25 protein-coding genes are annotated in these 23422 nt (G+C 72.4%); 7 read left to right on the top strand and 18 right to left on the bottom strand.

The window, feature by feature from the left end; translation table 11 throughout:
• Window positions 1-5: 5 nt before the first annotated feature.
• Window positions 6-548: a DUF488 domain-containing protein gene (locus tag JT1_RS08015; RefSeq protein ID WP_068325060.1), complete on the top strand. Its 543-nt coding sequence runs from the start codon at window positions 6-8 to the stop codon at window positions 546-548.
• Window positions 549-551: 3 nt separating this feature from the next.
• Here JT1_RS08015 and JT1_RS08010 read toward each other — a convergent pair whose 3' ends face one another.
• Window positions 552-905, bottom strand: a complete 354-nt coding sequence (locus JT1_RS08010; RefSeq protein ID WP_068325059.1) for a peroxidase-related enzyme — start codon at window positions 903-905, stop codon at window positions 552-554.
• 100 nt (window positions 906-1005) lie between these two features.
• On the opposite strand from JT1_RS08010, the gene JT1_RS08005 reads away from it, so the two are divergent.
• Window positions 1006-1338: a cupin domain-containing protein gene (locus JT1_RS08005; RefSeq protein WP_068325058.1), complete on the top strand. Its 333-nt coding sequence runs from the start codon at window positions 1006-1008 to the stop codon at window positions 1336-1338.
• Window positions 1339-1359: 21 nt separating this feature from the next.
• On the opposite strand, the gene JT1_RS08000 is transcribed toward JT1_RS08005, so the two are convergent.
• Complete coding sequence (locus tag JT1_RS08000) at window positions 1360-2622, bottom strand: amidohydrolase (protein ID WP_068325057.1); 1263 nt, start codon at window positions 2620-2622, stop codon at window positions 1360-1362.
• Window positions 2623-2667: 45 nt separating this feature from the next.
• On the opposite strand from JT1_RS08000, the gene JT1_RS07995 reads away from it, so the two are divergent.
• Window positions 2668-3336 carry a SanA/YdcF family protein gene (locus JT1_RS07995; protein ID WP_068325056.1) on the top strand — a complete coding sequence of 223 codons (669 nt, stop codon included), beginning with the start codon at window positions 2668-2670 and terminating at the stop codon, window positions 3334-3336.
• A gap of 39 nt (window positions 3337-3375) precedes the next feature.
• Window positions 3376-6270, top strand: a complete 2895-nt coding sequence (leuS, locus tag JT1_RS07990) for a leucine--tRNA ligase (RefSeq protein WP_068325055.1) — start codon at window positions 3376-3378, stop codon at window positions 6268-6270.
• Here leuS and JT1_RS07985 read toward each other — a convergent pair.
• On the bottom strand, window positions 6267-6734 hold the full coding sequence (locus JT1_RS07985) for a carboxymuconolactone decarboxylase family protein (protein WP_068325054.1): 468 nt from the start codon (window positions 6732-6734) through the stop codon (window positions 6267-6269). The two genes, leuS and JT1_RS07985, sit on opposite strands and share 4 nt — an antisense overlap.
• Before the next feature lie 62 nt (window positions 6735-6796).
• Here JT1_RS07985 and JT1_RS07980 point away from each other — a divergent pair, with 62 nt between their 5' ends.
• The 3 genes from JT1_RS07980 to JT1_RS07970 all read left to right on the top strand — a co-directional run bounded on the left by JT1_RS07980 (window position 6797) and on the right by JT1_RS07970 (window position 9362).
• Window positions 6797-7654, top strand: coding sequence for a DegV family protein (locus tag JT1_RS07980; RefSeq protein WP_068325053.1), 858 nt, complete (start codon window positions 6797-6799; stop codon window positions 7652-7654).
• Window positions 7655-7756: 102 nt separating this feature from the next.
• The gene (locus JT1_RS07975; RefSeq protein ID WP_255218287.1) at window positions 7757-8518 is read left to right on the top strand and encodes a ComEA family DNA-binding protein; all 762 of its coding nucleotides are present in this window, start codon (window positions 7757-7759) and stop codon (window positions 8516-8518) included.
• Between the two features lie 4 nt (window positions 8519-8522).
• Window positions 8523-9362, top strand: coding sequence for a hypothetical protein (locus JT1_RS07970; RefSeq protein WP_068325052.1), 840 nt, complete (start codon window positions 8523-8525; stop codon window positions 9360-9362).
• Window positions 9363-9401: 39 nt separating this feature from the next.
• On the opposite strand, the gene JT1_RS07965 is transcribed toward JT1_RS07970, so the two are convergent.
• From JT1_RS07965 to JT1_RS07900, 15 genes are all read right to left on the bottom strand, one after another.
• Window positions 9402-9770: a hypothetical protein gene (locus tag JT1_RS07965; protein WP_068325051.1), complete on the bottom strand. Its 369-nt coding sequence runs from the start codon at window positions 9768-9770 to the stop codon at window positions 9402-9404.
• Window positions 9771-9780: 10 nt separating this feature from the next.
• Window positions 9781-10320, bottom strand: a complete 540-nt coding sequence (locus JT1_RS18670; RefSeq protein WP_218005567.1) for an excalibur calcium-binding domain-containing protein — start codon at window positions 10318-10320, stop codon at window positions 9781-9783.
• 21 nt (window positions 10321-10341) lie between these two features.
• Window positions 10342-11169 carry an HNH endonuclease family protein gene (locus JT1_RS07955; RefSeq protein ID WP_068325049.1) on the bottom strand — a complete coding sequence of 276 codons (828 nt, stop codon included), beginning with the start codon at window positions 11167-11169 and terminating at the stop codon, window positions 10342-10344.
• Between the two features lie 4 nt (window positions 11170-11173).
• Window positions 11174-11395, bottom strand: coding sequence for a hypothetical protein (locus JT1_RS07950; protein WP_068325048.1), 222 nt, complete (start codon window positions 11393-11395; stop codon window positions 11174-11176).
• Window positions 11396-11607: 212 nt separating this feature from the next.
• A complete protein-coding gene (locus JT1_RS07945) occupies window positions 11608-11910 on the bottom strand; it encodes a hypothetical protein (protein WP_068325047.1) in 303 nt (100 codons plus the stop codon).
• Window positions 11907-12476: a 2'-5' RNA ligase family protein gene (locus tag JT1_RS07940; protein ID WP_068325046.1), complete on the bottom strand. Its 570-nt coding sequence runs from the start codon at window positions 12474-12476 to the stop codon at window positions 11907-11909. The genes JT1_RS07945 and JT1_RS07940 overlap by 4 nt, the downstream gene beginning before the upstream one ends.
• A complete protein-coding gene (locus tag JT1_RS18365; RefSeq protein WP_169701916.1) occupies window positions 12473-12631 on the bottom strand; it encodes a hypothetical protein in 159 nt (52 codons plus the stop codon). Before JT1_RS18365 ends, JT1_RS07940 begins: the two co-directional genes overlap by 4 nt.
• Window positions 12628-13515 carry a hypothetical protein gene (locus JT1_RS07935; RefSeq protein ID WP_068325045.1) on the bottom strand — a complete coding sequence of 296 codons (888 nt, stop codon included), beginning with the start codon at window positions 13513-13515 and terminating at the stop codon, window positions 12628-12630. The genes JT1_RS18365 and JT1_RS07935 overlap by 4 nt, the downstream gene beginning before the upstream one ends.
• Window positions 13516-13584: 69 nt before the next feature.
• Window positions 13585-13998, bottom strand: a complete 414-nt coding sequence (locus JT1_RS07930; protein WP_068325044.1) for a hypothetical protein — start codon at window positions 13996-13998, stop codon at window positions 13585-13587.
• A complete protein-coding gene (locus JT1_RS07925; protein ID WP_068325043.1) occupies window positions 13998-14468 on the bottom strand; it encodes a hypothetical protein in 471 nt (156 codons plus the stop codon). The genes JT1_RS07930 and JT1_RS07925 overlap by 1 nt, the downstream gene beginning before the upstream one ends.
• 129 nt (window positions 14469-14597) lie before the next feature.
• On the bottom strand, window positions 14598-14786 hold the full coding sequence (locus JT1_RS07920) for a hypothetical protein (RefSeq protein ID WP_068325042.1): 189 nt from the start codon (window positions 14784-14786) through the stop codon (window positions 14598-14600).
• A gap of 16 nt (window positions 14787-14802) precedes the next feature.
• Window positions 14803-16740, bottom strand: coding sequence for an SGNH/GDSL hydrolase family protein (locus tag JT1_RS07915; RefSeq protein WP_068325041.1), 1938 nt, complete (start codon window positions 16738-16740; stop codon window positions 14803-14805).
• Window positions 16740-18944, bottom strand: coding sequence for a hypothetical protein (locus tag JT1_RS07910; RefSeq protein ID WP_068325040.1), 2205 nt, complete (start codon window positions 18942-18944; stop codon window positions 16740-16742). The genes JT1_RS07915 and JT1_RS07910 overlap by 1 nt, the downstream gene beginning before the upstream one ends.
• Complete coding sequence (locus tag JT1_RS07905) at window positions 18944-19792, bottom strand: hypothetical protein (RefSeq protein ID WP_068325039.1); 849 nt, start codon at window positions 19790-19792, stop codon at window positions 18944-18946. The genes JT1_RS07910 and JT1_RS07905 overlap by 1 nt, the downstream gene beginning before the upstream one ends.
• A complete protein-coding gene (locus JT1_RS07900; RefSeq protein WP_068325038.1) occupies window positions 19782-23396 on the bottom strand; it encodes a phage tail tape measure protein in 3615 nt (1204 codons plus the stop codon). Before JT1_RS07900 ends, JT1_RS07905 begins: the two co-directional genes overlap by 11 nt.
• Between the last annotated feature and the right edge of the window lie 26 nt (window positions 23397-23422).

The following is a 23422-nucleotide window of genomic DNA, read 5'->3' as shown; positions in this document are numbered from 1 at the left end:
GGCCGATGAGCACCATCCACACGATCGGCCACTCGACCCGGCCCGTCGAGGAGTTCATCGAGATGCTGACCGCCCGGGGCGTGACCCGGGTCGTCGACATCCGCACGGTGCCCAAGTCGCGTCGCAACCCGCAGTACTGGGGGGACGCACTCGCGGACTCCCTGGCCGGGGTCGGGCTCGGGTACTCCTACGTCGCCGAGCTCGGCGGGCTGCGCAAGCGCCGTCCCGACTCACCCAACGGCGCCTGGCGCAATGCCTCCTTCCAGGGCTACGCGGATCACATGCTCACCGAGGAGTTCGAGCGGGGGCTGGAGACGCTGCTGGCGCTCGCGGAGGAGGACTCCTGCGCGATCATGTGCGCCGAGGCGGTGCCGTGGCGCTGTCACCGGCGACTCGTCGCCGACGCCCTCGTGGCGCGCGGTCACACCGCCCTGGAGATCATCTCGGCCGCAGCGCCCAAGGCGCACGAGCTGACCCCCTTCGCCGTCGTCGACGGCACGACCGTGACCTACCCGCCGACGGGCGACGAGGACGCGGACGAGGGCTGAGCGTCAGCGCGCCTGCCCGTGGTACTCGTGGTTGGGCACCAGGCCGATCGCGCTGGACACGCGGTTGGTCATGTTGAACATCCCGATGACCTGGACGGCCTCGAGGATCTCGTGCTCGTCGAGGCCGGCGGCCCGCAGCGGCTCCATGTCGCCCTCCTCCACCGACCCGGGCGAGACCGTGAGCAGCTCGGCATACTCCGCGATCGTCCGCTGGCGCTCGGTCAGCTCCGCCTGGCGCCAGTTGACCGCGACGAGGTCGGCCATGACCGGGTCACCGGAGTGCTCGCGCAGGGCCGCGCCGTGGGAGACGGCGCAGTAGGTGCACTGGTTGATCCACGTCCTCGACGTCCGGGACACGGAGGCAGGAGATCCGGCGCTGCTGCTCACCCATGGGGGCACCGTACCGGCTGCCGGTGGAGCAGGATGGGGGGACATGTCACCGCACGGAGGAGTCGTCATGGAGTCGATGTCACTGACTGCGCTCGCGCAGGAGCACCTGGCCAAGGCCCGGGAGGGATCGGCCGGGCGCAGCGCCGTGACGGTCCACGGCCGCCACGACTACGTCCTGCGCCAGACCCTCATCGCCCTGCTGCAGGGCCAGGAGCTCGGCGAGCACGAGAGCCCGCCGGAGGCGACGCTGCAGGTGCTGCAGGGCAGGGTGCGCCTGGCCGCGGGCGAGGAGACGTGGGAGGGCGGCGCCGGTGAGCTGCTCGTCGTACCCGGCGTGCGCCACGACCTGCAGGCCCTCGAGGACGCGGTCGTGCTGCTCAGCGTTGGGACGGCGGGCTAGGCACGTCCGACCCCCCGGGCCTCAGCCCAGGTGCGCCAGGGCGGCCACGACGAGCGCCCGCACACCGACGTCGAGGGTCGGGCGGATCACGGGCGCGAAGGCGGGGGAGTGGTTGGCCGGGATGTCCTCGTCGACCCGGCCGGCCGCCTCCGCCGCGGCGTACCGCTCCGGGTCGATGCCACCGATGGCCCAGTAGGTGTACGGGACGCCGAGCGCGGTCGGGATGTCGCTGAAGTCCTCGCTCGCGGACTGCAGCGGCAGCTCGCGCGAGTCCGCGCCGAAGTGCTCGTCGAAGGCCGCGCGCACCCTCGCCGTCGTCGCCTCGTCGTTGACCGTCGCCGGGAAGCGGTCGTACAGCTCCAGCTGCGGCTCGTGGGGGCTGCCCGAGGCCTGGCACTCGGCCCGCACGATGCGTTCGATCGCTTCGAGCACGCGCCGGCGGGTCCCGTCGGAGTAGGTCCGCGTGTTGACCTCGAGCACGGCGTGGTCGCCGATGACATTGCTCTTGGTGCCGGCGTGGATCGAGCCCACGGTGACGACCGCCGGGTCGGTCGGGCCGATCTCGCGGGAGACGATCGTCTGCAGCCGCAGCACGATCATCGCGGCGAGGACGACGGGGTCGACGGCGGTCTGCGGCATGGACCCGTGCGACCCGCGGCCGTGGACGGTGATCCGGATGCTGTCGGCGGCCGAGAGCACCGGTCCGGGGCGCGTGGCCACCGTGCCGGCGGGGAAGGCGAGCACGTGCTGCGCCATCGCGACGTCCACCGGCCCGACGACCTCGGCCAGACCGTCCTCGACCATGCGTCCGGCTCCGTCGCCCCGCTCCTCGCCCGGCTGGAAGAGGGCGATCACCGTGCCGCTCCACGCGCCCTCGGGGGCGGAGGCGAGCAGGTCCGCCGCCTCGAGCAGGCACGTGACGTGCACGTCGTGGCCGCAGGCGTGTGCGACCGGGACCTCTTCCCCCTTCGTGTCCCGGGTGGTGACGGTGCTCGCGTAGTCCAGCCGGGTGGCCTCGGGCACGGGGAGTGCGTCCATGTCGGCGCGCAGCAGCACGCGCCCGCCCTCGCCCCGGGTGAGGACGCCGACGACCCCGGTCCCGCCGATCCCGGTGCGCACGTCGTACCCGGACCCCGTGAGGCGCTGCGCGACGAGCGCGGCCGTCTCGCTCTCCTCGTGCGACAGCTCGGGGTGGGAGTGGAGGTGGCGGTAGAGCTCCTCGCGGCGTTCTCGCGTCTCGTCGAGCCGGGCCAGGACGTCGGTGGTGCGCTCGTCGTCGCTCATGGTCCACACTCTCGCAGAGGGATGGTCGACTGTCAGGGGGCACGGATGAGGCGCAGGTGGCGCTGGTTGGTCGGCGGCGTGGTGCTGCTCGTGGTCCTCGTGGTCGCCGGCCCCAACATCTGGGTGGCCCGGGCGAGCGAGGACCACGTGTACACGGCCGAGGACGCACCGCACCGCTCGGTGGCGATCGTCCTCGGGGCCGGGCTGGACGCGGAGGGTGAGCCCACCCCCTTCCTCGCCGCGCGGCTGGACATCGCCCGTGACCTCTACCTCGACGGCACGGTGGACGCGGTCCTCGTGAGCGGCGACAACCGCACGCACTCCTACGACGAGCCCACCGCGATGCGTGACCACCTCGTCGACGCCGGGGTGCCGCGGGAGCGGGTCGTGCGGGACTTCGCCGGTCGCGACACCTATGACACGTGCGTGCGGGCCCGGCGGATCTTCGAGGTGCCCGACGCGGTCATCGTCTCGCAGGGCTACCACGTGCCCCGGGCCGTCGCGGTCTGCCGGGCCGTCGGCCTGGCCACCGTCGGTGTCGGCGACGAGACGATGCGCCGGTACTCCGGACCGTGGCGGTCGGGGCAGCAGCGCGAGTACCTCGCCAACGTCAAGGCGGCCCTCGACGTCGTCACCGGCCGCGACCCCGTGCTCGGCCCCGTCGAGCCCGGGATCACCGAGGCGCTGGAGCAGGCGGCGGTGGACGACAAGTAGTCTGGCTCCCGACCTCAACACCCCGGGAGACCTGCACTGATGAGCGAGACGCCGTACCGCTACACCGCGGAGATGGCCGGCCGGATCGAGACCGGCTGGCAGGACCGTTGGGAGGAGCTCGGGACCTTCCGCGCGCCCAACCCGGCCGGTCCGTGGGCCGAGCCCGAGCGGGTGCGGCAGCTCGACGGCCACATGCTCGTCCTCGACATGTTCCCCTACCCCTCCGGCGCGGGGCTGCACGTCGGCCACCCCCTGGGGTACATCGCGACGGACGTCTACGCCCGCTACCAGCGGATGCTCGGCAAGAACGTCCTGCACTGCCTCGGCTACGACGCCTTCGGCCTGCCGGCGGAGCAGTTCGCCGTGCAGACCGGGCAGCACCCGCGGGTGACGACTGAGGCCAACATGGACGTCATGCGACGCCAGCTGCGGCGCCTCGGCCTCGGCCACGACGACCGCCGCGCCTTCGCGACGATCGACCCGGACTACTACCGCTGGACGCAGTGGATCTTCCTGCAGATCTTCAATGCCTGGTACGACGAGGACGCCGAGCGGCCCGACGGCGGGCGTGGGCGCGCCCGGCCGATCAGCGAGCTCGTCGAGTCCTTCGCCTCCGGTGCCCGCGAGCTGCCGAAGGGGGAGACCCGCGCCTGGGCGGACCTGTCGCCCAAGGAGCGCTCCGACGTCCTCGACGGCTACCGCCTGGCCTACTCCGCCGAGGCACCGGTCAACTGGGCGCCCGGTCTGGGCTCGGTCGTGGCCAACGAGGAGGTCACCGCCGACGGTCGCTCCGAGCGGGGCAACTACCCGGTCTTCAAGACCAACCTGCGCCAGTGGATGATGCGCATCACCGCCTACGCCGACCGCCTGGCCGACGACCTCGACCGCGTCGAGTGGCCGGCCAAGGTCAAGGCCATGCAGCGCAACTGGATCGGCCGCAGCGAGGGCGCGCAGGTCACCTTCACCGCGACCGGCGCGGACGGCTCCGAGCACCCGGTCGAGGTCTTCACGACCCGGCCGGACACGCTCTTCGGTGCCACCTTCATGGTCCTGGCGCCCGAGCACCCGCTCGTGGACTCCCTCGTCCCGCAGGGCGGTTGGCCCGAGGGGACCAAGTCCATGTGGACGGGCGGGGCGGAGACCCCCTTCGCCGCGGTCTCGGGGTACCGGGCCGCCGCGGGCCGCAAGAGCGACGTCGAGCGCCAGATCGAGACCAAGGACAAGACCGGCGTCTTCACCGGCGGCTGGGCGACCAACCCGGTGAGCGGCGAGCGCATCCCGGTCTTCGTCGCCGACTACGTCCTCATGGGCTACGGCACCGGCGCGATCATGGCCGTGCCGTCCGGCGACCAGCGTGACTTCGAGTACGCGACCGCCTTCGACCTGCCGATCATCCCCACGGTCACCGCGCCCGAGGGGCACGAGGGCGCATGGGCCGGCGACGGCACGATCATCAACTCCACGAGCGCGTCGGTCTCGCTCGACGGCCTGTCCGTCGCCGAGGGCAAGGCCGCGATCACCGCGTGGCTGGAGGAGCAGGGCGTCGGCCGCGGCACGGTCAACTACAAGCTGCGCGACTGGCTCTTCTCCCGCCAGCGCTACTGGGGCGAGCCCTTCCCGATCCTCTTCGACGAGGACGGCGTCGCGCACGCCGTGCCCGAGTCGATGCTGCCGGTCGAGCTGCCCGAGGTCGACGACTACAGCCCCCGGACCTTCGACCCCGACGACGCCGGCAGCACGCCCGAGCCGCCGCTCGGGCGCGCGACGGAGTGGGTCGAGGTCGAGCTCGACCTCGGCGACGGACCCAGGCGGTACCGCCGCGAGACCAACACGATGCCCAACTGGGCCGGGTCGTGCTGGTACTACCTGCGCTATCTCGACCCCGCCAACGACGAGGCGCTCGTCGACCCGGCCAACGAGGCCTACTGGGTCGGGCCGCGCGAGACGCCGGTCCCCGGCGCACCCGCCGGCACGCGCGACCCGGGCGGCGTCGACCTCTACATCGGCGGCGTCGAGCACGCCGTGCTGCACCTGCTCTACGCGCGTTTCTGGCACAAGGTCCTCTTCGACCTGGGCCACGTGAGCAGCGAGGAGCCCTTCCGTCGGTACTTCTCGCAGGGCTACATCCAGGCCCACGCCTACCGCGACCACCGCGGCCAGCCGGTGCCGGCCGCCGAGGTCGAGGAGGACGCGAGCGTCGCGACGGGGTTCACCTGGCAGGGCCGACCGGTCACGCAGGAGTACGGCAAGATCGGCAAGTCGCTGAAGAACGCCGTCAGCCCCGACGAGATGTACGAGCAGTTCGGCGCCGACACCTTCCGCGTCTACGAGATGTCGCTCGGCCCGCTCGACCAGTCGAAGCCCTGGGAGACGCGCGCGGTCGTCGGCAGCCAGCGGTTCCTGCAGCGGCTGTGGCGCAACGTCGTCGACGAGGAGAACGGTGAGGTGCACGTCACCGACGACGCCCTCGACGCGGACACCGAGCGCCTGCTGCACCAGACGATCGCCGCCGTCACCGAGGACTACGCGACCCTGGGCTTCAACACCGCCATCGCACGCCTCATCGAGCTCAACAACGCGCTGACCAAGTTGGCCTCCGTGCCGCGCGCAGCGATCGAGCCGCTCGTGCTCATGGCCGCGCCGGTCGCCCCCCATCTCGCCGAGGAGCTGTGGTCGCGGCTGGGGCACTCCGCCTCCCTCAGCGCGGAGCCCTTCCCTGTGGCCGACCCGAGCAAGATGGTCGAGTCGAGCGTCACCTGCGTCATCCAGGTCAAGGGCAAGGTGCGCGACCGCGTCGAGGTCCCGGCCGACATCTCCGAGGACGAGCTGCGCGAGCTGGCGCTGGGGCGCGACAAGATCAAGGCGACGACGGAGGGCGGCATCCGCACGGTCATCGTGCGGGCACCCAAGCTCGTCAACGTCGTCCCGCTCTAGTCCCGCCGGCGGACCGGGTGCTCGGAGAGGATCGAGACCCGGTTGAAGGCATTCATCGTCACGGCCGCCCACTCGACCGCGGCGAAGGTCTCGTCGCCGAGCAGGCGCCGGGCGGCGACGAGGGCCTCGCCGCGCTGCTGCGGGTCGGGCAGGGTGGTCGTCACCTCGGCGACGTCGAGCACGGCGCACTCGACGCTGTCGAAGAGCGTGGACTCGCGCCAGGCCGGCAGCAGCGCGAGGCGCTGCTGGCTCGCGCCGGCATCGAGCGCCTTGCGCGTGTGCAGGTCGAGGCAGAACGCGCAGCCGTTGATCTGCGAGATGCGCACGTTCATCAGCTCGAGGGTCTCGCGCTCGAGGCCGGCAGCCTCCGCGGCGGCGGAGACCTTGAGCGCGAGGGCGTTGAGGGACTTCCACGCCTCCGGCAGGGACGCGTCGAGGTAGGGCAGTCGCTCGCTGGTGGACATGGGGCGAGGCTAGCCGCGGACGGACGCTCGTGCCCGTGACGGGTCTCGATACGCTTCGACCCGTGAGCACCGTCGTCGTCACCGACTCCACCTCGGGCCTGTCGGCCGCGGAGCGGACCGAGCACGGCATCCGCGTCGTGCCGCTCGTGCTCGTCGTCGACGGCCGGGAGCGGATCGAGGGCGACGAGGTCGACTCGCGCGCGGTCGTCGACGCCCTGCGGCGCAAGGCCGAGATCAGCACCTCGCGCCCTGCTCCCGCGACCTTCCTGCGTGCCTACGAGGCGGCGGCGAAGGGGGGAGCCACCCAGATCGTCTCCGTCCACCTGAGCGGTGACCTGTCGGGGACGATCGAGGCGGCCCGCTCGGCCGCCCCCGAGTCGCCGGTGCCGGTGCACGTCGTCGACTCGCGACTCATCGGCATGGCCCTGGGCTTCGCCGCGATCGGCGCGGCGCGGGACGGGGCGCGCGGCCTGCCGGTCGAGGAGGTCGTGGCCCGGCTGGAGCAGTGCTGCGCCGCGTCGACCGTGCGCATGGTCGTGCACAGCCTGGAGCAGCTGCGCCGGGGCGGACGGATCGGTGGTGCCCGGGCGCTGCTCGGCTCGGCGCTGGCCCTCAAGCCGGTGCTCCACATCGCCGACGGCCACGTCGAGCCGCTCGAGCGGGTCCGCACGGCCGGCAAGGCGATCGCGCGCCTGCAGGCCCTGACCCTCCAGGACTGCCGCGACCTGCCCGAGTGGGCGGGAGGTGTCGACGTCGCCGTGCACCACCTGGACGCCGAGGAGCGGGCGAGCGCGCTCGCCACGGCCCTGCGCGAGGAGCTGGACGTGCGCGTCTCCCTCTCACCCCTCACCCCGGTCATCGGCGCGCACGTCGGGCTCGGCACCATCGGCGTCGGCGTGACCCCCCGGCAGCGCGACTGAGCGGGCCGCAGGTCGTCCCCAGCCCCGGAGGCGCCGGTCTGACGGTCCACAGGAGCGCGCGACGCGACCGCGGCGGGGACGGGCCTGCCTAGCGTCGTCGGCATGAGCCCACGCACGAGCGAGCCCTCCGAGCGCGTCGCCCGGATCCTCGAGGAGGACCGCGAGCCGCGGCCCCTCGAGCTGCCCTCCACGCTGGCGCGGGGACGCTACGGGGTGAGCCGGCAGGCGGTGATCGGGGTGGCGCTCGTCGTCGCGGTCGCCGTGGCCATGCTCGTCGGTCGGTACGTCATGGCGCGCGAGGACGCGGCACCCCAGCCCGCCGTCGTGCAGGAGGAGGGCGCGGCGGCGGCGCCGGACGGGACGGAGCCGCCCTTCGCTCCGGCCACGGGTCCGGCGACGACGGTGACCGTGCACGTCGTCGGCCGGGTCGAGCGCCCCGGCGTGGTCACCCTGCCGGGGGGCTCTCGAGTCGGCGAGGCCCTCGACGAGGCGGGCGGCACCACCGGCCGCGCGGACCTCACGAGCGTCAACCTCGCCCGACCACTCGTGGACGGCGAGCAGGTGGTCGTGCCGGGGCGGGGGGAGACCCCGGCCGCTGCGCCTGCTCCGGCGGGTGCCCCGGCGGCGGGCGCTCCGCCCCCCGGTGGCGCAGCTGCTCCCGGGGCGGCCGCGGCACCGGTCGACCTCAACACCGCCGACCTCGCCACCCTCGAGACGCTGCCGGGCGTCGGGCCGGTGCTCGCGCAGCGCATCCTCGAGTGGCGCACCGAGCACGGGCGGTTCACCGCGGTCGAGGAGCTCGGCGAGGTGAGCGGGATCGGCGACAAGATCTACGCCCAGCTCTCGACCAGGGTCACGGTCTGAGCTCGTGGCCGAGGAGCCCGCGGGCGCACCGCTGCTCGACCTGCGGTTGCTGCTGCCGTGCCTCGCCGCGTGGGCCCTCGGCGCGTGGGCGTTGTCGTGGTCCGGGGCGGTGCGTGCCCAGGTCGCGACGCTCGCGCTCCTGCTCGTGCTGGGCCTGTGGGTGGGGGGTGTGCGCTACCGGGGCCGGCACGCCCGGGCGTCGTGGCGACGCGACGGGCCGGCGGTGCTCGGTCTCGCCCTCGTCGCCGCGGGGCTCGTCCTCGGGTCGTCGGCCGTGCACGAGGCGACCCGTCGGGTGGGCCCCGTGGACCGCCTCGTCGCCGAGCGCGCGATGGTGCGGGCGGAGGGCGTCGTGCTCACCGAGCCGATCGTCCGCGCCGGCCGTGCCTCGGGAGACGAAGGGAGCCCCGCCCCCGACCAGGTCCTGCTGCGGGTGCGGCTGGAATCGGTCACCGCCCGCGGGGTGACGACGCGGGTGCGCGCACCGGTCCTCGTCCGGGCGGGGCAGCCCTGGGGCGAGGTCGGCTGGCACGACCGGATCGCCCTGACGGGCCGGCTCGCCCCCGCCGAGCCCGCCGACCCGGAGATCGCCGTGCTCAGCCCCCGCGGCCCACCCCGGCCGCTGGGCGAGCGCTCCCCGGTGCGGGCTGCCGCCGAGCACCTGCGGTCGGGGATGCGCGAGGCGATGGAGCCGCTGCCGGCCGACGCCCGCGGCCTGCTGCCGGCGCTCGTCATCGGCGACACCTCGATGACCCCCCAGGACCTCACCGACGACATGCTCCTCGTCGGCATGTCGCACCTGAGCGCGGTCAGCGGGGCGATAGTTCCACAGGGGTTGTACTGACGTCGAGGAGGGGCGTGGCCGGCGCCGTGGCGGCTGGCGTCAGCGTTCGGTGATCGGGGTCAGGCGTGCTGCCCACCAGCGGAGCATCCGGGCCCGCTGAAGGTACTCCTGGCGGGGAATGCCCTGCTTGTGCTTGGTTTCGTCCAGGGTTTCCTCGAGGAGCTCGAGCTCGTCGGTGATGAGGGTCCGCAGGTAGGAGGTGCGGTTGCGGCAGGTGGTGGAGCAGTAGAGCGTGAGATGGCCGGTGCCGACGTAGTCGACGGGGCCGGCGCACTCCGGGTTCATGCACGGCGCGGTCGCCCCGACGGGATGAGCGTCCATCTCGAGAGCCATCCGCGCGGCCCGGACTCGGACGTCGTCCACGTGCTCGCCGAGCAGGGGTGTGATGCCGGAGGGGTAGCGCGCCATGACCGTAACTCTAGGACTCGCAGCCCACGCCGTCGCCGTCACGGTCCAGGTGGTCGCCGTAGCCGGGCTGGCCACGGTAGACGGGCGCGGCGCCCGCGGCCTTCGCGGCGCTGCAGTTGTCGTAGTAGGCGGCCGGCGGTGCCGCCGGCGGAGGCGGCGGGGGCGCCTGCGTGGTCGTCTTCGGGGCTTGGGTCGTCAGGGGCTGCGGCGCCCGGGCGGTCGACGACGAGGTCGGCTTCGGCTTCGGTGAGCTCGACGTCGTGCGGCTGGGCTGCGTCGACGACTTGGACGAGCTCGAGCTCTTCGTCGTGGTGGTCGTGCTCGTCGTCGTCGACCTGGTCGTCGTGCTCGAGGTGCGGGTCGTCGTGGTCGTGCTGGTCGACACCAGCGGCCGGCGCTGGTCCGTGTCCTCCTCGTCGCCGAACACACTGCCGATGGCGCCGAAGCAGCAGCAGATCAGGATGACGAACCCGACGATGCCGCCGCCGATCGCCAGGAGCTTGTTCTGGGCCTTGCTGCGACGACGCTGGGTCGTGGTGATGCGAGCCATGATCTTCCTCCCCGAAGATGCCTAGCGGGTCGGCAGTGGCGTGCCCCCACAGCCGGAGAGTATCCGGTTCAGAGCTTCCTTTTCGGGCGGGGTGACCCACAGGTTGTGCTTCTTCTTCACGGCCACCTGGCGGGCGGCATAGTCGCACCGGTAGGGCTTGCGGGGTGGGAGCCAGGTCGCGGCGTCCCCGTCGCCCTTCTGCGCGTTCGTCGGCCCGTCGACCGCGAGCAGGTTCAGGGGGTCGTTCGCGAAGTTCTGCCGCTGCTCCGGCGTGAGCTGTTGCGCGCCGGTCTGCCAGGCGTTGGACAGCGCGACAACGTGGTCGATCTGCACCGCGCTCGAGGTGGCTTGGCCACGGACGAAGGGGATACTGCGGCCGGTGTAGGGGTCGCGGAGGGTGCCGGAGAGGGCCACGCAGTCGTTGGTGCCGGGCTTGATGACGACGTCGGTGAGGTCGCGCCGGAGGATGTCGTTGCGGGTGTCGCAGCCGTTGTGGCCGTACTGCTCGGTGACGTCGTCGGACCAGGCTTGCCCGAACATGGCGCGGTCGTACCTGGTCTTCGGGGCCCGGCCCTTCACCGGCAGCTGCGCGAGCACGGTCAGCGTGGCGGACGTGCCCGACGGTGTGGTGGTGGGCTTCGGCGTGTTGCTGGTCCTCGAGGGCTCGGGTGTGGCCGTGGCGGTGACCGTCTCGGTCTTGGTGACGGGCGGCTCTTCCACGACGACCACGACTTCTTCGTGCGTGGCGGTGACCGTGGTGGTGATCGCCTCGGGCTCGCTCCCGGCCGGGACGGCGCACCCGCTGAGCGCGAGCATCGCGACTGCCGCCCCCACGATCCCCTTCGTCATGCGGTCAGGATGCCACTGCGCGGTGACAGTCCCAGTCGTTGGGTGGCGGGTCGCCGGGTCCGGTCCACTTGCGGAGGCTGTAGCGGCGCACCGCGCGGCCGTTGATGACCGTGTCGGCGCCGGTGTTGCCGGGGATCCACAGGCGCCACCCTTCGTCGGCGAGCTCGCAGGCCCAGGCTTCGGGGTCGTCGCCGGGGTGGAGGTCGCGGAGGGTGTAGCGCCACATGAGGCGGGATCGTGGCACGCAGGTACGACAAGAGCGCCCCCTTCACCGTGGTGGCGAAGGGGGCGCTCAGTGGTGTGAGTAGGGGCGCAGCACCCCCGCCATCGGGGGGGAGGCGACGGGGGTGCTGCTGGCGGTCGGGTCCCCTCTGCCTGTGCTCGACCGCCGCGACCCGTTCGAAGGGCAGGGTCGCGGCACAGCGTAGGGCACCGGTGTCAGGGTGTGTCGTCGGGCTCGCCCGGGTCGGCCGGCGGCAGCGGCGTGGGCAGGGCGGACCCGTCGAGCTTGGCTCGCATGATCCACGACGCGGCCGTGGTGAGTGCGGTCTTGGCGAGGGTGACGCCGATGACGGCCCACGCCTCACCGCTGGTGATGTCGGCGTCGGGGAGCCACGCGAGGAGCGCGGCGGCGAGCGCAACGAGGACGTCGGTGGCGAGCCCCTGCAGGAGGGTGCGCCACGCCCGGTTGCGGGCGTCGGTCTTGAGGGCGTGCCGGGAGGCGCGAGTGGGGGCGGTCATGACGTGGCTCCGATCTTGGGCGGGTATCCGTAGTTGAGGGCGACGGGCTCGAAGTCGAGGCCGCCCTTGACGCAGCCGAGTTCCTGCTCGATGAGCCGGACCGCGTCCCCCTCGTACTCGCGGCGCACGTAGGCGAGGGTGACGTGGGGCTTGTACTCGGGGTGGGTGTCGATGTGCGGCAGGAGCGAGAGGCGGGCGTGCGCGTCGCGCAGCTGCTCGGTGAGTGCGAGGTGGGCGACGATGCAGGAGTAGGGCTCGTCGTCGAAGGGGGAGGGGAAGACGCCGACGTGGGCGGTCTCGATCGTGCCCGGATCCCACCCGTCGAGGGCCTCGTCGATGTCCTCGCGGATGGTGTGGGCGTTGTCGAGGAGGCCGTAGAGCAGGGTGACGTGCCCTTCGTCCTGCGCGCCGCTGATCCATCGCCGGTCCGGGTGCGGCGAGGAGTAGAGCCACGTCGCGGGCAGGAGACGGCTGATGGGCGGGCTGGTGACGTCGAGCATGACGCAGCCGAGCGCTGAGACGGTGATGCCGCGGCGCTGCAGGGCCTTGAGCTCGTAGGCGTTCATGCGGAGGCTCCGATCTTCTTGGGCAGGAGGCGCAGGGCGCCGTACAGCGCGAGGAAGGCGCCGGCGGCGAGCAGGCCGAGGGCCTGGACGATCACGGCGTCGTGGTCCGGCACCGAGAGGTAGTCGGCGACGTGGTCGAAGAGGCCGCGCTTCACGACTCGGTCCGGTCGATGAGCCGGTCGACCTTGTCCTCGATGTCGTCGAGTTGGTCGTCGGTGAGGCCCTGCCGGCGGGCGACGGCGCGAGCGACCGCGAGTGCCTTCTGCGAGTCGCGGGCCGCGGCGCCGGCGCGGGTGTAGCCCCAGATGAGGATCTGGTTGCGGGTGCGGGGCTTGGTCTCGCCGGGGATGCTGACGGACTCGGACCAGTGGGCGGTGATGCCGTCGCGGACGGCGGCGGCGATGTCGGAGAGGGAGGCCATGTCGGTGTCGTCTTCCTGTGAGGTGGTGGTGGTCGTGCCGCCGAGGTGGCGGAGCAGGGTGTCGATGGGGAAGTTGCCGGGGTCGCCGTGGTCGTTCTCGGGCGCGTGCTGGTGGCCGCAGATGCCGCGGAAGGTCATCCACCTGGTGTGGGACATCCGCACCCCGTTGGACAGCCCGTAGGACGAGGGGATGCGGCCGGCGTTGTAGTCCTTCCACGTCACGTCGGAGGTGTGCGGGATGCCGTACTGGCGCATGATCGGTCGCAGGTAGTCGGCGAGGGCGGCGAGCACCTGGTCGTCGGCGTTGGGCCAGAAGTACAGGCCGCTGCGGGACTCGTCGCAGGTGCCCATGAGCTCGAACTGCAGGACGCCGGTGGTGTTGGTTTGCACCCCGCCCGCGCGGTTCGCCAGGGCCTTGCCGAACTGGCCGAAGGGGATGTGCTCGCGGACCTCGATGCCGACGCCGGGCAGCGGCTTGATCGTGGCGTGCGGCGCGGACCCGCCGCCGCCGTAGGACGGCCAGCCCCACCCTTCGGTGGTGTGCAGCAGGACCATGCGTGGCGCGTCCTGCTCCCCGGACGAGTACCGCTGCGTGGTGCGGTCGACGGTGACGCTCATGGGTGGACTCCTTCGGGCAAGACGAAACCCCCGGACCGGGATGGCGCGGGGGCGAAGGGCGAACGGGGGTCAGGCGTCGAGCGTGGGAGGCATGGGCGGCGCGGGCTGCTCCCGGTGGATGTGCCAGCGGTCGACGAGGCCTTGGTACCAGTCGGCCCACGCGGTGCGGATGGTGCGGACCTCGCGTCGCAGGGCCTGCACCTCGGTGTCGAGTGCGTCGAGTCGGGCCCGGTCGGCGTCGCGGTCGGCACGGTGCTTCCTGCGGTCCTCGTCGGCCTCGCGTCGCACCCGGGTCAGGTCCTCACCGAGAGAGCGCTGCACGATGTCGAGGGCGTCGGTCATGGACTGCGCGGCCTGCGCGGTCGCGGCCTGGCTGCGGGGCACGGCGGAGCGGCGCTTGTCCCAGCGCACGATCAGCCATGACGCGCCGGAGCCGAGAGCGACGAGGAGCCCGGTCAGGGCGGTGATCTGCCCGCCGTCCATCACAGGTCTCCGTGGGTGCGGATGGCGGTGCGGGTCGTGGACTCCTCGCGCAGGGTCGCCACGAATCTCACGGCGTGCGCGCCGGCGACGAAGAGGGTGACGGCGTAGGAGATCGCGGCGCCGGGGTGGATGACGGCGACGGCGAGCGAGTAGGCGCCCCACGAGGTGATGGCGGCGACGAGCCCGACGCGCTCGATCATCCAGCCGCGCATCAGGTCCTCACCGTCGTCGAAGACGCCGGCGATGACGAGCGTGTTGCCGACGACGCCGGACGCGCCGACGAGCCACGCGACGGTCGAGGGCAGGTCCCGCATGGTCGGCGAGATGGTGATGGGCGCCCCGAGCTCGGCTGCTAGGAGGGCCGCGCACGCGATCAGGCCAGCGGCGGCCATGAGGACCTCGTAGGGGTGTGCCAGGACGTGGTCGATCTTCCGTGGCGGGTGGGAGCCCCGATAGATGCGGTTGGGCATGTCGCTCCTCATCGTCGGCGCTCCTGGTGCAGCAGGCGCCGTGAGCAGGAATGCTCAGGCGGCGGCCTGGGTGGGGTGGGAGGGTGGTGCTTGGCCGCCCCGGGTCCTGCACGACTCGGGGCGGTCCTGTCAGGTCAGGGCGTCTTCGACGGCGGCGCGGAGGGTGTCGGGGTCGGCGCCGGACTCGACGGCTGAGCGGGTCAGGTCGGCGAGCTGCTCGGGTGCGGCGGTCACGCGGGCGCGGCGTTCCTGTTCGGTGAGCACGTCGCGGCGGAGGGTGTCGAGGTCGTCGTCGGTGAGGGCGGTCAGGTCGGGCATGGGGTGTCCTCTCGGGTCAGGCTGGGGTGCCGGGCAGGGTGGTGGGCCACGCGTCGGGGGTCGCGTAGGCGACGGTCAGGGTGACGAAGGCTCCCGAGGCGGTGATGCCGTAGAAGCGGACCTGCCCGGTGGTGAGGACGAGGGCCTTGGCGAGCGACGTCGGGCCGATGTGGTAGGCGGCGGCGGCGTGCCACTTGGGCCGGAAACCGACGGGGAGGGTGTCGGCGTCGATGTCCCCGGTGCCAGCGGGCAGGCTCCCGTAGTACTGGACGAAGACGGTCGAGCCGACCCTTTGCACCTTCGTGCCGCCGGTCAGGGCGCGCCAGCCGGTGTCGCGCTGCTCGGCCGCGCCTATCGCTGTGCGTGCGGCGGCGGCGTCCGTGGCGGTCATCACGGCACGGCCCGTGGTCGTGGCGTCGCTGACCTGCGCGGCCGCGACGGTCGGGGCGGGTGCCATGACGGTCGCCTTCGACACGGTCCCTGCGGCGGCCGTCGACCCGGCCGTGGTCAGGTGGATGCCGTCGGACGTCATCGCGGGCGTGAGCGTCTCGTCATCCGTGGACACGGCCGCGCTGACCTCGGACACCGACCGGGCCGCGAGAGGACGCCCGCGCAGCCACGTGTTGTAGTCGCGGCGCACGGTCTCCATCGCCCCGGTGACGCCATCGCGGGGGGTGATAGTGCCCAGGTGCAGCGGCGCGCCCAACACGAGCTTGGCGGCGTCGGCGACCTTGCCCGCGTTGGTCTGCAGCGTCGCGAGAGTCGCGCCGCCGAAGATGTCGTTGGAGCCGAGGACGAGGACGGCCGCGTCGGGCCTGCCCGCGCCGGGGTACATCGACCACTTGTAGGCGGTCGAGTCACCCCACGCGGACAGCGCATCACCGGACGCGCTGTAGTGCGAGACGAGGACGCCGTTGGTGCGTCCCCAGATCGCGGGCCACGAGTCGGCCACGCCACGGGTGGAGCCGACACCGGAGGCGATGGAGTCGCCGATGACGGCGAGGGTGGGCGTTGCGGCGGGCACCTCGGCCTCCACCCACCAGTGCAGCGGCACCGACGACGACGCGGTGACGGCGGCGGCGTTGTTGCCCGCGTCGGTCTGCGTCGTGGTGTGCCCGACCGCGAAGGTCTGCTGGACCGTGGACGTGCCCGAGACGGACCATGCGGCGCCGATGAGCGTGGACGACGACGCGGGGATGGGGGTGCTGATCCACTCCGAGACCCACTCGCCGGCCGATGCGCCCGCGCTGCCGTTGGAGACCTTCGTCGGTGCGGACGCCCACGTGCCGGCGGTCGCACCCGCAGCGCCGACCCACACGCCAGACACGGTGACCGTGCCGGAGGGGGAGCCGAAGCGCGGGTTGACGTTGGTCGCGTGCAGGCGCCAGCGGGAGACGGCCACGCCGGGGTGCACGGGCAAGCGCACCCCACCCGTGGTGCCCGTCTGCGTGGCCGCGCCCTGCCCGACCGTCAGAGCCAGCGGCACCCGCCGCCACCCGGCAGGGGAGCCGCCAGACCCCGCGGCCGCGATCTGCGGCTGCAGGGCCTCCACGGCCGCGCCCTGATCCATGCGGGACCATGCCGTCCACGACACCGACCCCTTGAAGCGAGACCACTGCTCGCTCGCGAGACCGATGGCGGTCGCGACCTGCAGGATCGCCGACGACGCGAGCACCGTGGTGTCGATGCGCCACGACACTCCCGCCCGGGGGGTGTTGGCGACGCCGTGCACGGCCCACGCCATGCGCGAGCCCATCGACGTCCAGGTGTCGGCGTTGTCCCCGGAGATCGACGCGACGGGCACCGCGGCAGCCTTGGCCTCGCCAGCGGTCTGCGCGACACGACCGATCGCCGCGTCCGTCGAGTCAGCCGAGGCCATCCCATTGTTGATGACCGCGCCCGGGTCGCCGGAGTCGAAGACCTGCAGGCCCTGCGGTGTGGTCCGGTCTGCCATCAGGAAGCCTCCAAGGTCCATGCGGGGGTGTGCCCGGCGTCGTCAGGTGTCAGTGCGGACGGCAGCGCCCAGCCGATCTCGCGGCCGGACAGGCTCATCGACAGGCCCGAGCCCACAGAGAAGTCCTCGTCGATGCCGGTGGTGAGCATCACCACGCGCACCCCGGTCCGGTCGGCGTCCTCGATGGTGATGACGTCGCCGAGCTCCACGCGCAGGTCCGGGGCGACCGAGACGTCCGTGGGGCACGGCTGCTGCTCACCCATCTGGTAGCGCAGGAAGGTGTGCAGGAGGGTGCGGCGGTCCCCGTTCTGCACCCACCAGCCCGCGTCGTGCTCGTACATCTGCACCGTCGCGTAGTCGCCGGGCACCGTGTCGACGATGGTCTCCCGCTCGAGGCGGTAGACCCGCGCCTTCGCCTTCACGTCCGGCAGCGGGAGGCCGCGGTAGCGCTTGGGGACGCTGGTCAGTTCCTCGGGGACCATCGTCACGACCGACTGCGACGGGTCGAGCGTGGCCCACGGGGCGACGCGCACCTCCCACGCGCGCGGCCCGTCGACCGTCATGGACGTGTCCAGGAACGCGGCGGGCACGTTGGTCGAGTCGGCCGTGTCGCTGATCTGCATCCCGCCGATGACGGTGTTGCGGAGGATGTCGAGGCGGTTCGTCGTGGTCGTCACCCGGTGCGGGGACGCGTCGAGCGAGATCCAGTCCTCGTCGTCGGGGATCTCCACCGTCGTGATGTCCTCCTCGCCCGCGGAGAGGGTCTGCGCGCGTCCCTGCCACACCCGCCACTGCGCGTACCGGCCGCGCTGGATCTTCGGGTGCTGGTGCAGCACGCGCACCTGCCGGGCGACGTGCATCCCGTCGTCCTCCCAGTCCACGTCCAGCAGCGCGTCACGAGAGGACAGGGTCAGCACGGACCCGACCGCCTCGAGCACGCCACGGGCCGCGATCTGCAGGCGGCCGTCCATGTCGATCCACACCTGCCCGCACGTCGCGCGCGCCCACGACGAGAGCAGGTCCACGGCGGTCGAGTCCCACACCTGCGGGGCCGCGTCCCACCGCTCAGGGGTCTCACCGACGCGCTGCACCGCGTTGGTCGGCGACGTCGGGACGTCCAGGAGCATCCACTGCGTGCCCGGGTTGGCGAGCACCTGCACCCACCCGAGGATGCCGGTCCCGTACACCCGCACCCGCGAGAAGGTCAGTGACGCGTAGGTCGGGTCAGACGGGGGCGTGGCCGTGGCCTGAGCGCCCGTGTCCGTGCGGACCGTGATGCCCATCGTGCCGCCGGCCGTGGTCGTCACCCGCAGCCCCACCCGGGTCGCCGCCCCCTTCGCGAGGGTGCCGCGCTCCGTGATCGTGCCGCCGTCGACCGTCCCGAAACGGATCGATCCGCCCGAGTCCGTCAGCACGTAGGCGCCGTAGCCAGCCTCCGACGTGACCTGCACTCGCATCGACGTGCCCGCCGCCTGCGTGTGCAGCGCCATCGTCAGCTCGGGGATGCTCGTCGTGCCCGTCGTGTCCCAGATCGCGGAGGCGTCCTTGATGGCCTGCCACTGCGACGTCCACGCGATCGTGGGCCCGCCGTCGCCCGCCGAGTTGGTGGACGACTGCAGCGACCCGCGCTCGGGCCACAGCGACCCGACCATCGGTGCGGAGAAGATCGCTTCCCACCGCATCTGCGGGGTGGCGTACCACCCGGCGGCGCGGGCGGCCCGGTCCAGCAGCCACTCAGCGCACGCGCGGGGGCGGCGGTACTCGCCGCCGTCGGCCAGCGGCGGGTGAATGTCCAGCATCGGACCGGACGAGACGACCACGCCCAGCTTGTCGACCTGGTCCCGCACGGGGATCGTCACCGAGCGCGACGAGAAGGACCCGGTGGCGCGCTCCGTGATCCCGGTCAGGCGGCGCCACGACTGGCCCTCGCCGTCGGTGATGTCGATGGTGACCGGGGTGCCCGAGCGCGGGGGGAAGTCGCCCTGGCGGCCCCACGGCTCGGGGCTGAGCGACGAGGCGACCGCGTCCCGCAAGATCGTGATGGACCCCGACGTGGACATGCCGCCGCCGTGACCCGAGGGGTGCCCGTCGATCATCGAGTGCGACAGGCGCATCGACTCCACGAGCACGGGAGGGCCGCCGTTGAAGCGGGCGACCACATCGAAGTGCCGGACGTCGCGGTCCGGCCAGTTCCCGGGCCGCATCAGGGAGCGCCGATCTCGGTCACGGTGAACGCGACGGACGCGCGGCGACCGTGCGCGAAGCCCGGGTCAGGGACAGCCCACGTCGTGTCCAGGGACTCGTCGGTGACGACGACCGTGGACGCGCCACCGCCGATGGACCAGTCCACGGGCCCGGACGTCCACGTCACCTGCGCGCGCGCCGCGACGCTGGCGTTGGTCGTGAAGAGGCGGACCGCGACAGCGTTGGACGGCACCTCGGCGGGCGTGAACGTCTTGTGCGACCGGCGCAGCACGTCCACGCCGGTCACGGTGTTGCCCGCGAACTGACTGATCGCGACCCGGTTGGAGTCGAGGAACTGTCCGTTGACGCGCGCGGACGTGCCAGCCACCCACGCGGCGACCGTCACCGGCAGCCCCTGCACGACCGGGGCCGCACCCGAGATCATCGACTGCGCGACGTTCGACTGCACCACCGTCGCCGCCGCGTACCCGCCACCATCCAGTGGGTAGCGGCCAGCCATCGACACCGAGAACTGCGCGGCCACCGTGTCCTGCCACAGGCTCGAGCGCGGAGTCAGAAGGTTCGTCACCTGCGCCCACGGCTCCACCCACACATACGGCGGGCGCAGACCCGCGAGCACCTCACCGAGGGCCGCGACGTCCTTCACCAGCTCGTCCGGGCCACCGATCGACCACGACCGCGGGGCGGTGCGACGCGGCGACAGCTGCGCCAGGACACGCCCAGACAGGGTCTCCGACAGGCTCACCCGCGGCTGCGACGTGCGCTTGTGCTCGCCGACGTGCAGCAGGATCGGGTGCAGGCTTCCGACGTGCCCGATCCAGTAGAGGCCGCACAGGTCATCCGCCATTGAGTGCTCCTGTCCGTGCCGAGCCGTGCCGGCGGTTCGCAACCGAATTGGCGCGGGCCAGCTTCACGCCGTCGATCTCGATCTCGACCGGGCGTCGCGCCACTCGCGCGATGAGAGCCGCGTCCTGGGGGTGCAGACGCGCGATGACCTGCGAGTTGCTCGACCGGCCGGACGCGCCGCCGTAGGACTGCGCGGGTGTGACGTAGGTGCGGCCCAGGTGCTTGCTGGGGGAGCGCACGAACGCGCCCCGGCCGTTGAGCGACCCGGAGCTCGTGCCGCCTTCGGCGGTGCGGCCGTTCAGGCCACCTGAGCTCGTGCCGCCCTCGGCGCCGCTGGCGCGGAGCGCCTCCCACTCGGCCTGCTTGCGCAGGTAGTACGCCGAGTGGTGCCACACGCCACCAGCGGCCATCTGAGTGATCTGGTCGAGCGGCACGACGGCCTTGCCGAAGCGCCGCGCGGTCTCCGCGAGGATCGCCTCCGCGCGGCCCCGCAAGTCCGGCCGCTCTGGAATATAGGACTCCCACTTGGAGCGGGTGTCCTCGGCCATGAGGATCCCGCGCGTGGACGTCGGGTAGATCCCGGGCCGCACGGACCCGCCGGGGCGCATCCCGCCGGCCGCCATCGGCTCGACACCTACGATGCCGCCCGCGGCCTTGAGGCCGACGTTGCGGTGCTGCGTAGTGACCGTGACTGTCTTCGGCTGGATCGCGTTCATCGCGGCCTGCACGCCCGCCAGGGCCGCCAGGGCCGCGCCCGTGTTCGCCTCGATCGTGACCGTCCGTGAGGGCGGCACCTCGTAGATTTTGTTCTTGAACTGGACGACCCGGCCGCCGGCGGCGGTCGACCCGAGCTCGGTGACGGTGACCCACTTGCCGTCGACCTCGGCGATGGACGTACGGAATTGGTCGACGCGGCCCTTCGCCGCCCACGAGGACCCGGCCTCCGTGACGGTCACCGTCTTGCCGGTGGTGTCGCGGATCATTTCGTTGAAGGCCATGACGCGCGCCTTCGCTGGCGTCGCGCCGTGCTCCGTGACAGCCACGTCCTTGCCCTTGGGCAAGCCGAACAGAGTGCTCGTGAAGTCCAGGACCTTGCTTCGGGCCTCGGTCGAACCGGTCTCCTTGACCTGTGCCTGCGCGACCTGCCCGTCGATGTCCTTGATCTTGCGCTGCAGCTCCTGCGTGTCCGCGGACGCCTTCGTCGTGTCGACCTTGACCTTCGCGGCGACGTCGACGCCCTCGAGCTTGAACAGTTCGTCGGCGAGCGCCTTGGCTTCCTTCTTCGGGATACCGAGCGCGGTCGCGTACTCCATCCACCGCTTGCGGCCCTGCGACAGGATGCCCTGCGCCTTGTCGACGTCGCCCGTGGCGGTGAAGACAGCCGCAGCCCACTCCTGCGTGGAGTTCGCCAGATCGTCCAGCGCCGCCTCGTTCGCGCGGCCGGCCTCCGTCGAGATGTCGAGGGTGTGCCCGTTCTCCTCGATGGACTTGCCGACCGCGTCAAGGGCCGCCTGGTACTCGCGCGCGGACCCGCGCTCTCCAAGCGTCGCGTCGCCGAGGCCCTTGATGGCCTTCGTGAGCTCCTCGGCGTCCTCCGCGGCCTGGTCCATGTCGGCGCCCAGGGCGTCCACGTCGTCACCGAGCCCGGCCGTGTCGTCGCCGGTCAGCTTCGCCTGGTTGCCGGCGGCTGCCTGCGCCTCCGTGAGCAGCGGCAGCTTCGACCGGAGCTCGTCCGTCGACACGCCAGCAGCGTTGGCCTTCGCCGCGAACTGCCCGAACAGCTCCTCCGCGACGTCACCGCGGCCCTGGGACACCAGCCCGGAGAGGACCGTGTCGAGCTGCGTCAGGGTCTTGTTGGACTCGTCGACGGTCGTCTGCATGTCCGCGGCACCGAACGAGATGGCCTTGAAGACGCCGTCGAATCCGCTGGACGTGGAGTCCATCCAGTCGGGGTTGAAGGCCACGCGCAGGGCATCGTCGAAGGACGAGACGTTGTCCTGCATGTAGCCCATCTCGGCAGCGTTCGCCGCGATGGAGTTGTTGAAGACGGCCACCGCGTCGTCGGCGTCCAGGACGTTCTTCGTCAGCTCCTCGACGCCGACGGCGCTGCCCTTGTCCTGCAGGAGCGACCCGACGGTGCCGACGGCCGCGGAGATCGCCAGGGTGGTAGCGAACCCGCGGGCGGCCTTGGCTGCCCCGTCCAGGCCCCGCTCGACCTTGGGGGTGAGCATCCCGATCTCGTCGAGGCGGTTGCGGAAGTCGTGGGTGGCGCCGACGGCCTTGACCGCTGCTCCACCGAGCAGCCCCACGCCGGCTGTCACACCGGCGACGCCAGTGATGGTGGACTGAACGGGCTCGGGCAGGCTCACGAAGGCGTTGGCGAGGCCGGCGACCTTCTCGGCGCCGGCCGCGAACATCGGCCCGATCACGGAGCCGGCGTCGATCGCGGCGTCCCGCATCGTGTTCTTGGCGATCTGCAGCCGCGACTCGGTCGTGGCGTACCGCTTGCCGGCCTCCTCGGCCAGGGCCGCGTTCTCCTCCCACGCGGTCGCGCCGAGCTTGAGGGACTCGGTGACCAGGTCGGACGCGCCGGCCGCGCGGAGCAGCACCTGAGCGTTCTGGGTGCCGCCGAGGCCGACCGCGTCGAGCGCCGCTGCCGCGTCGCCGCCGGACTCTCCGATGCGGCCCAGGCCCGTCACGAACAGGTTCGTGGCCTCGATGGGGTCCTTGCGCCACGCGGTGGCGAACTCGGACGCGGACACGCCCGCGATCTCCGCGAAGGCGTCCAGCTCCTCGCCGCCGGAGATGACGGCGGAGTTCATCTCGAGCAGCGCGCGGGACATGGCGCCGCCGCCGAGCTCGGCCTCGATGCCCACAGAGGACAGGGCGTTGGACAGGGCGAGGATGTCGGCTTCGGTCGCGCCGATCTGCTTGCCTGCGCCGGACAGCCGCAGCGCCATCGACATGATGTCGGCCTCGGTCGAGGCGCCGTCGTTGCCGAGCGCGACCAGCGTGGCGCCCAGCCGCTCGTAGCCCTGCACGCCTTCGCGGGACGTGGTGCCCATCACGTTGGAGAACTTGGCGAGGGACGTGGCGGCTTCGTCGGCGGTCAGGTTCGTGGACTCGCCGAGCGCGACCGCGGTCTCGGTGAATCCGAGGATGTCCTCGCGGGCCACGCCGAGCTGGCCGGCGGCCTCGGCGACGGCGGCGAGCTCCTCGTGGGTGGCGGGCAGCTCCTTGGCCAGCCCGCGCAGGCCTTCCTCGAGCTGGGCCATCTGCTCGGGGGTGCCGTCCGTGGTCTTGGTGACGCCCGCCCACGCGGACTCCCACCCGATCGCGGCCTTCGTCGCGAGCCCCAGGCCGCCGGCGACGACAGCCCCACCGAGCATGGCCTTGGACGAGAGGTCGTCCCACGCGGCCCGGTTGGCGTGGATGGACGTCGTCAGCCGGTCCAGGCCACCGCCGGACCCGGACATGCCCCGCTCGGCGGCGGTGACGCCCTTGACGGCCTTCTCGTACCCGTGGACGGCTTGCTCGCCCTGCTTGAATCCGGCGACGGCCTTGGTCGCGTCGACTTCGAGGCGGGTGCGGATGACCTGCGTCACGGGCCCTCCCTTCCGGGGGTGGTTCG

Source organism: Janibacter terrae NBRC 107853, assembly GCF_001591405.1.
Taxonomy (GTDB): Bacteria; Actinomycetota; Actinomycetes; order Actinomycetales; family Dermatophilaceae; genus Janibacter; species Janibacter terrae.
The sequence above is the reverse complement of the archived record's forward strand: the minus strand, read 5'-3'. Positions and strand labels throughout refer to the sequence as shown.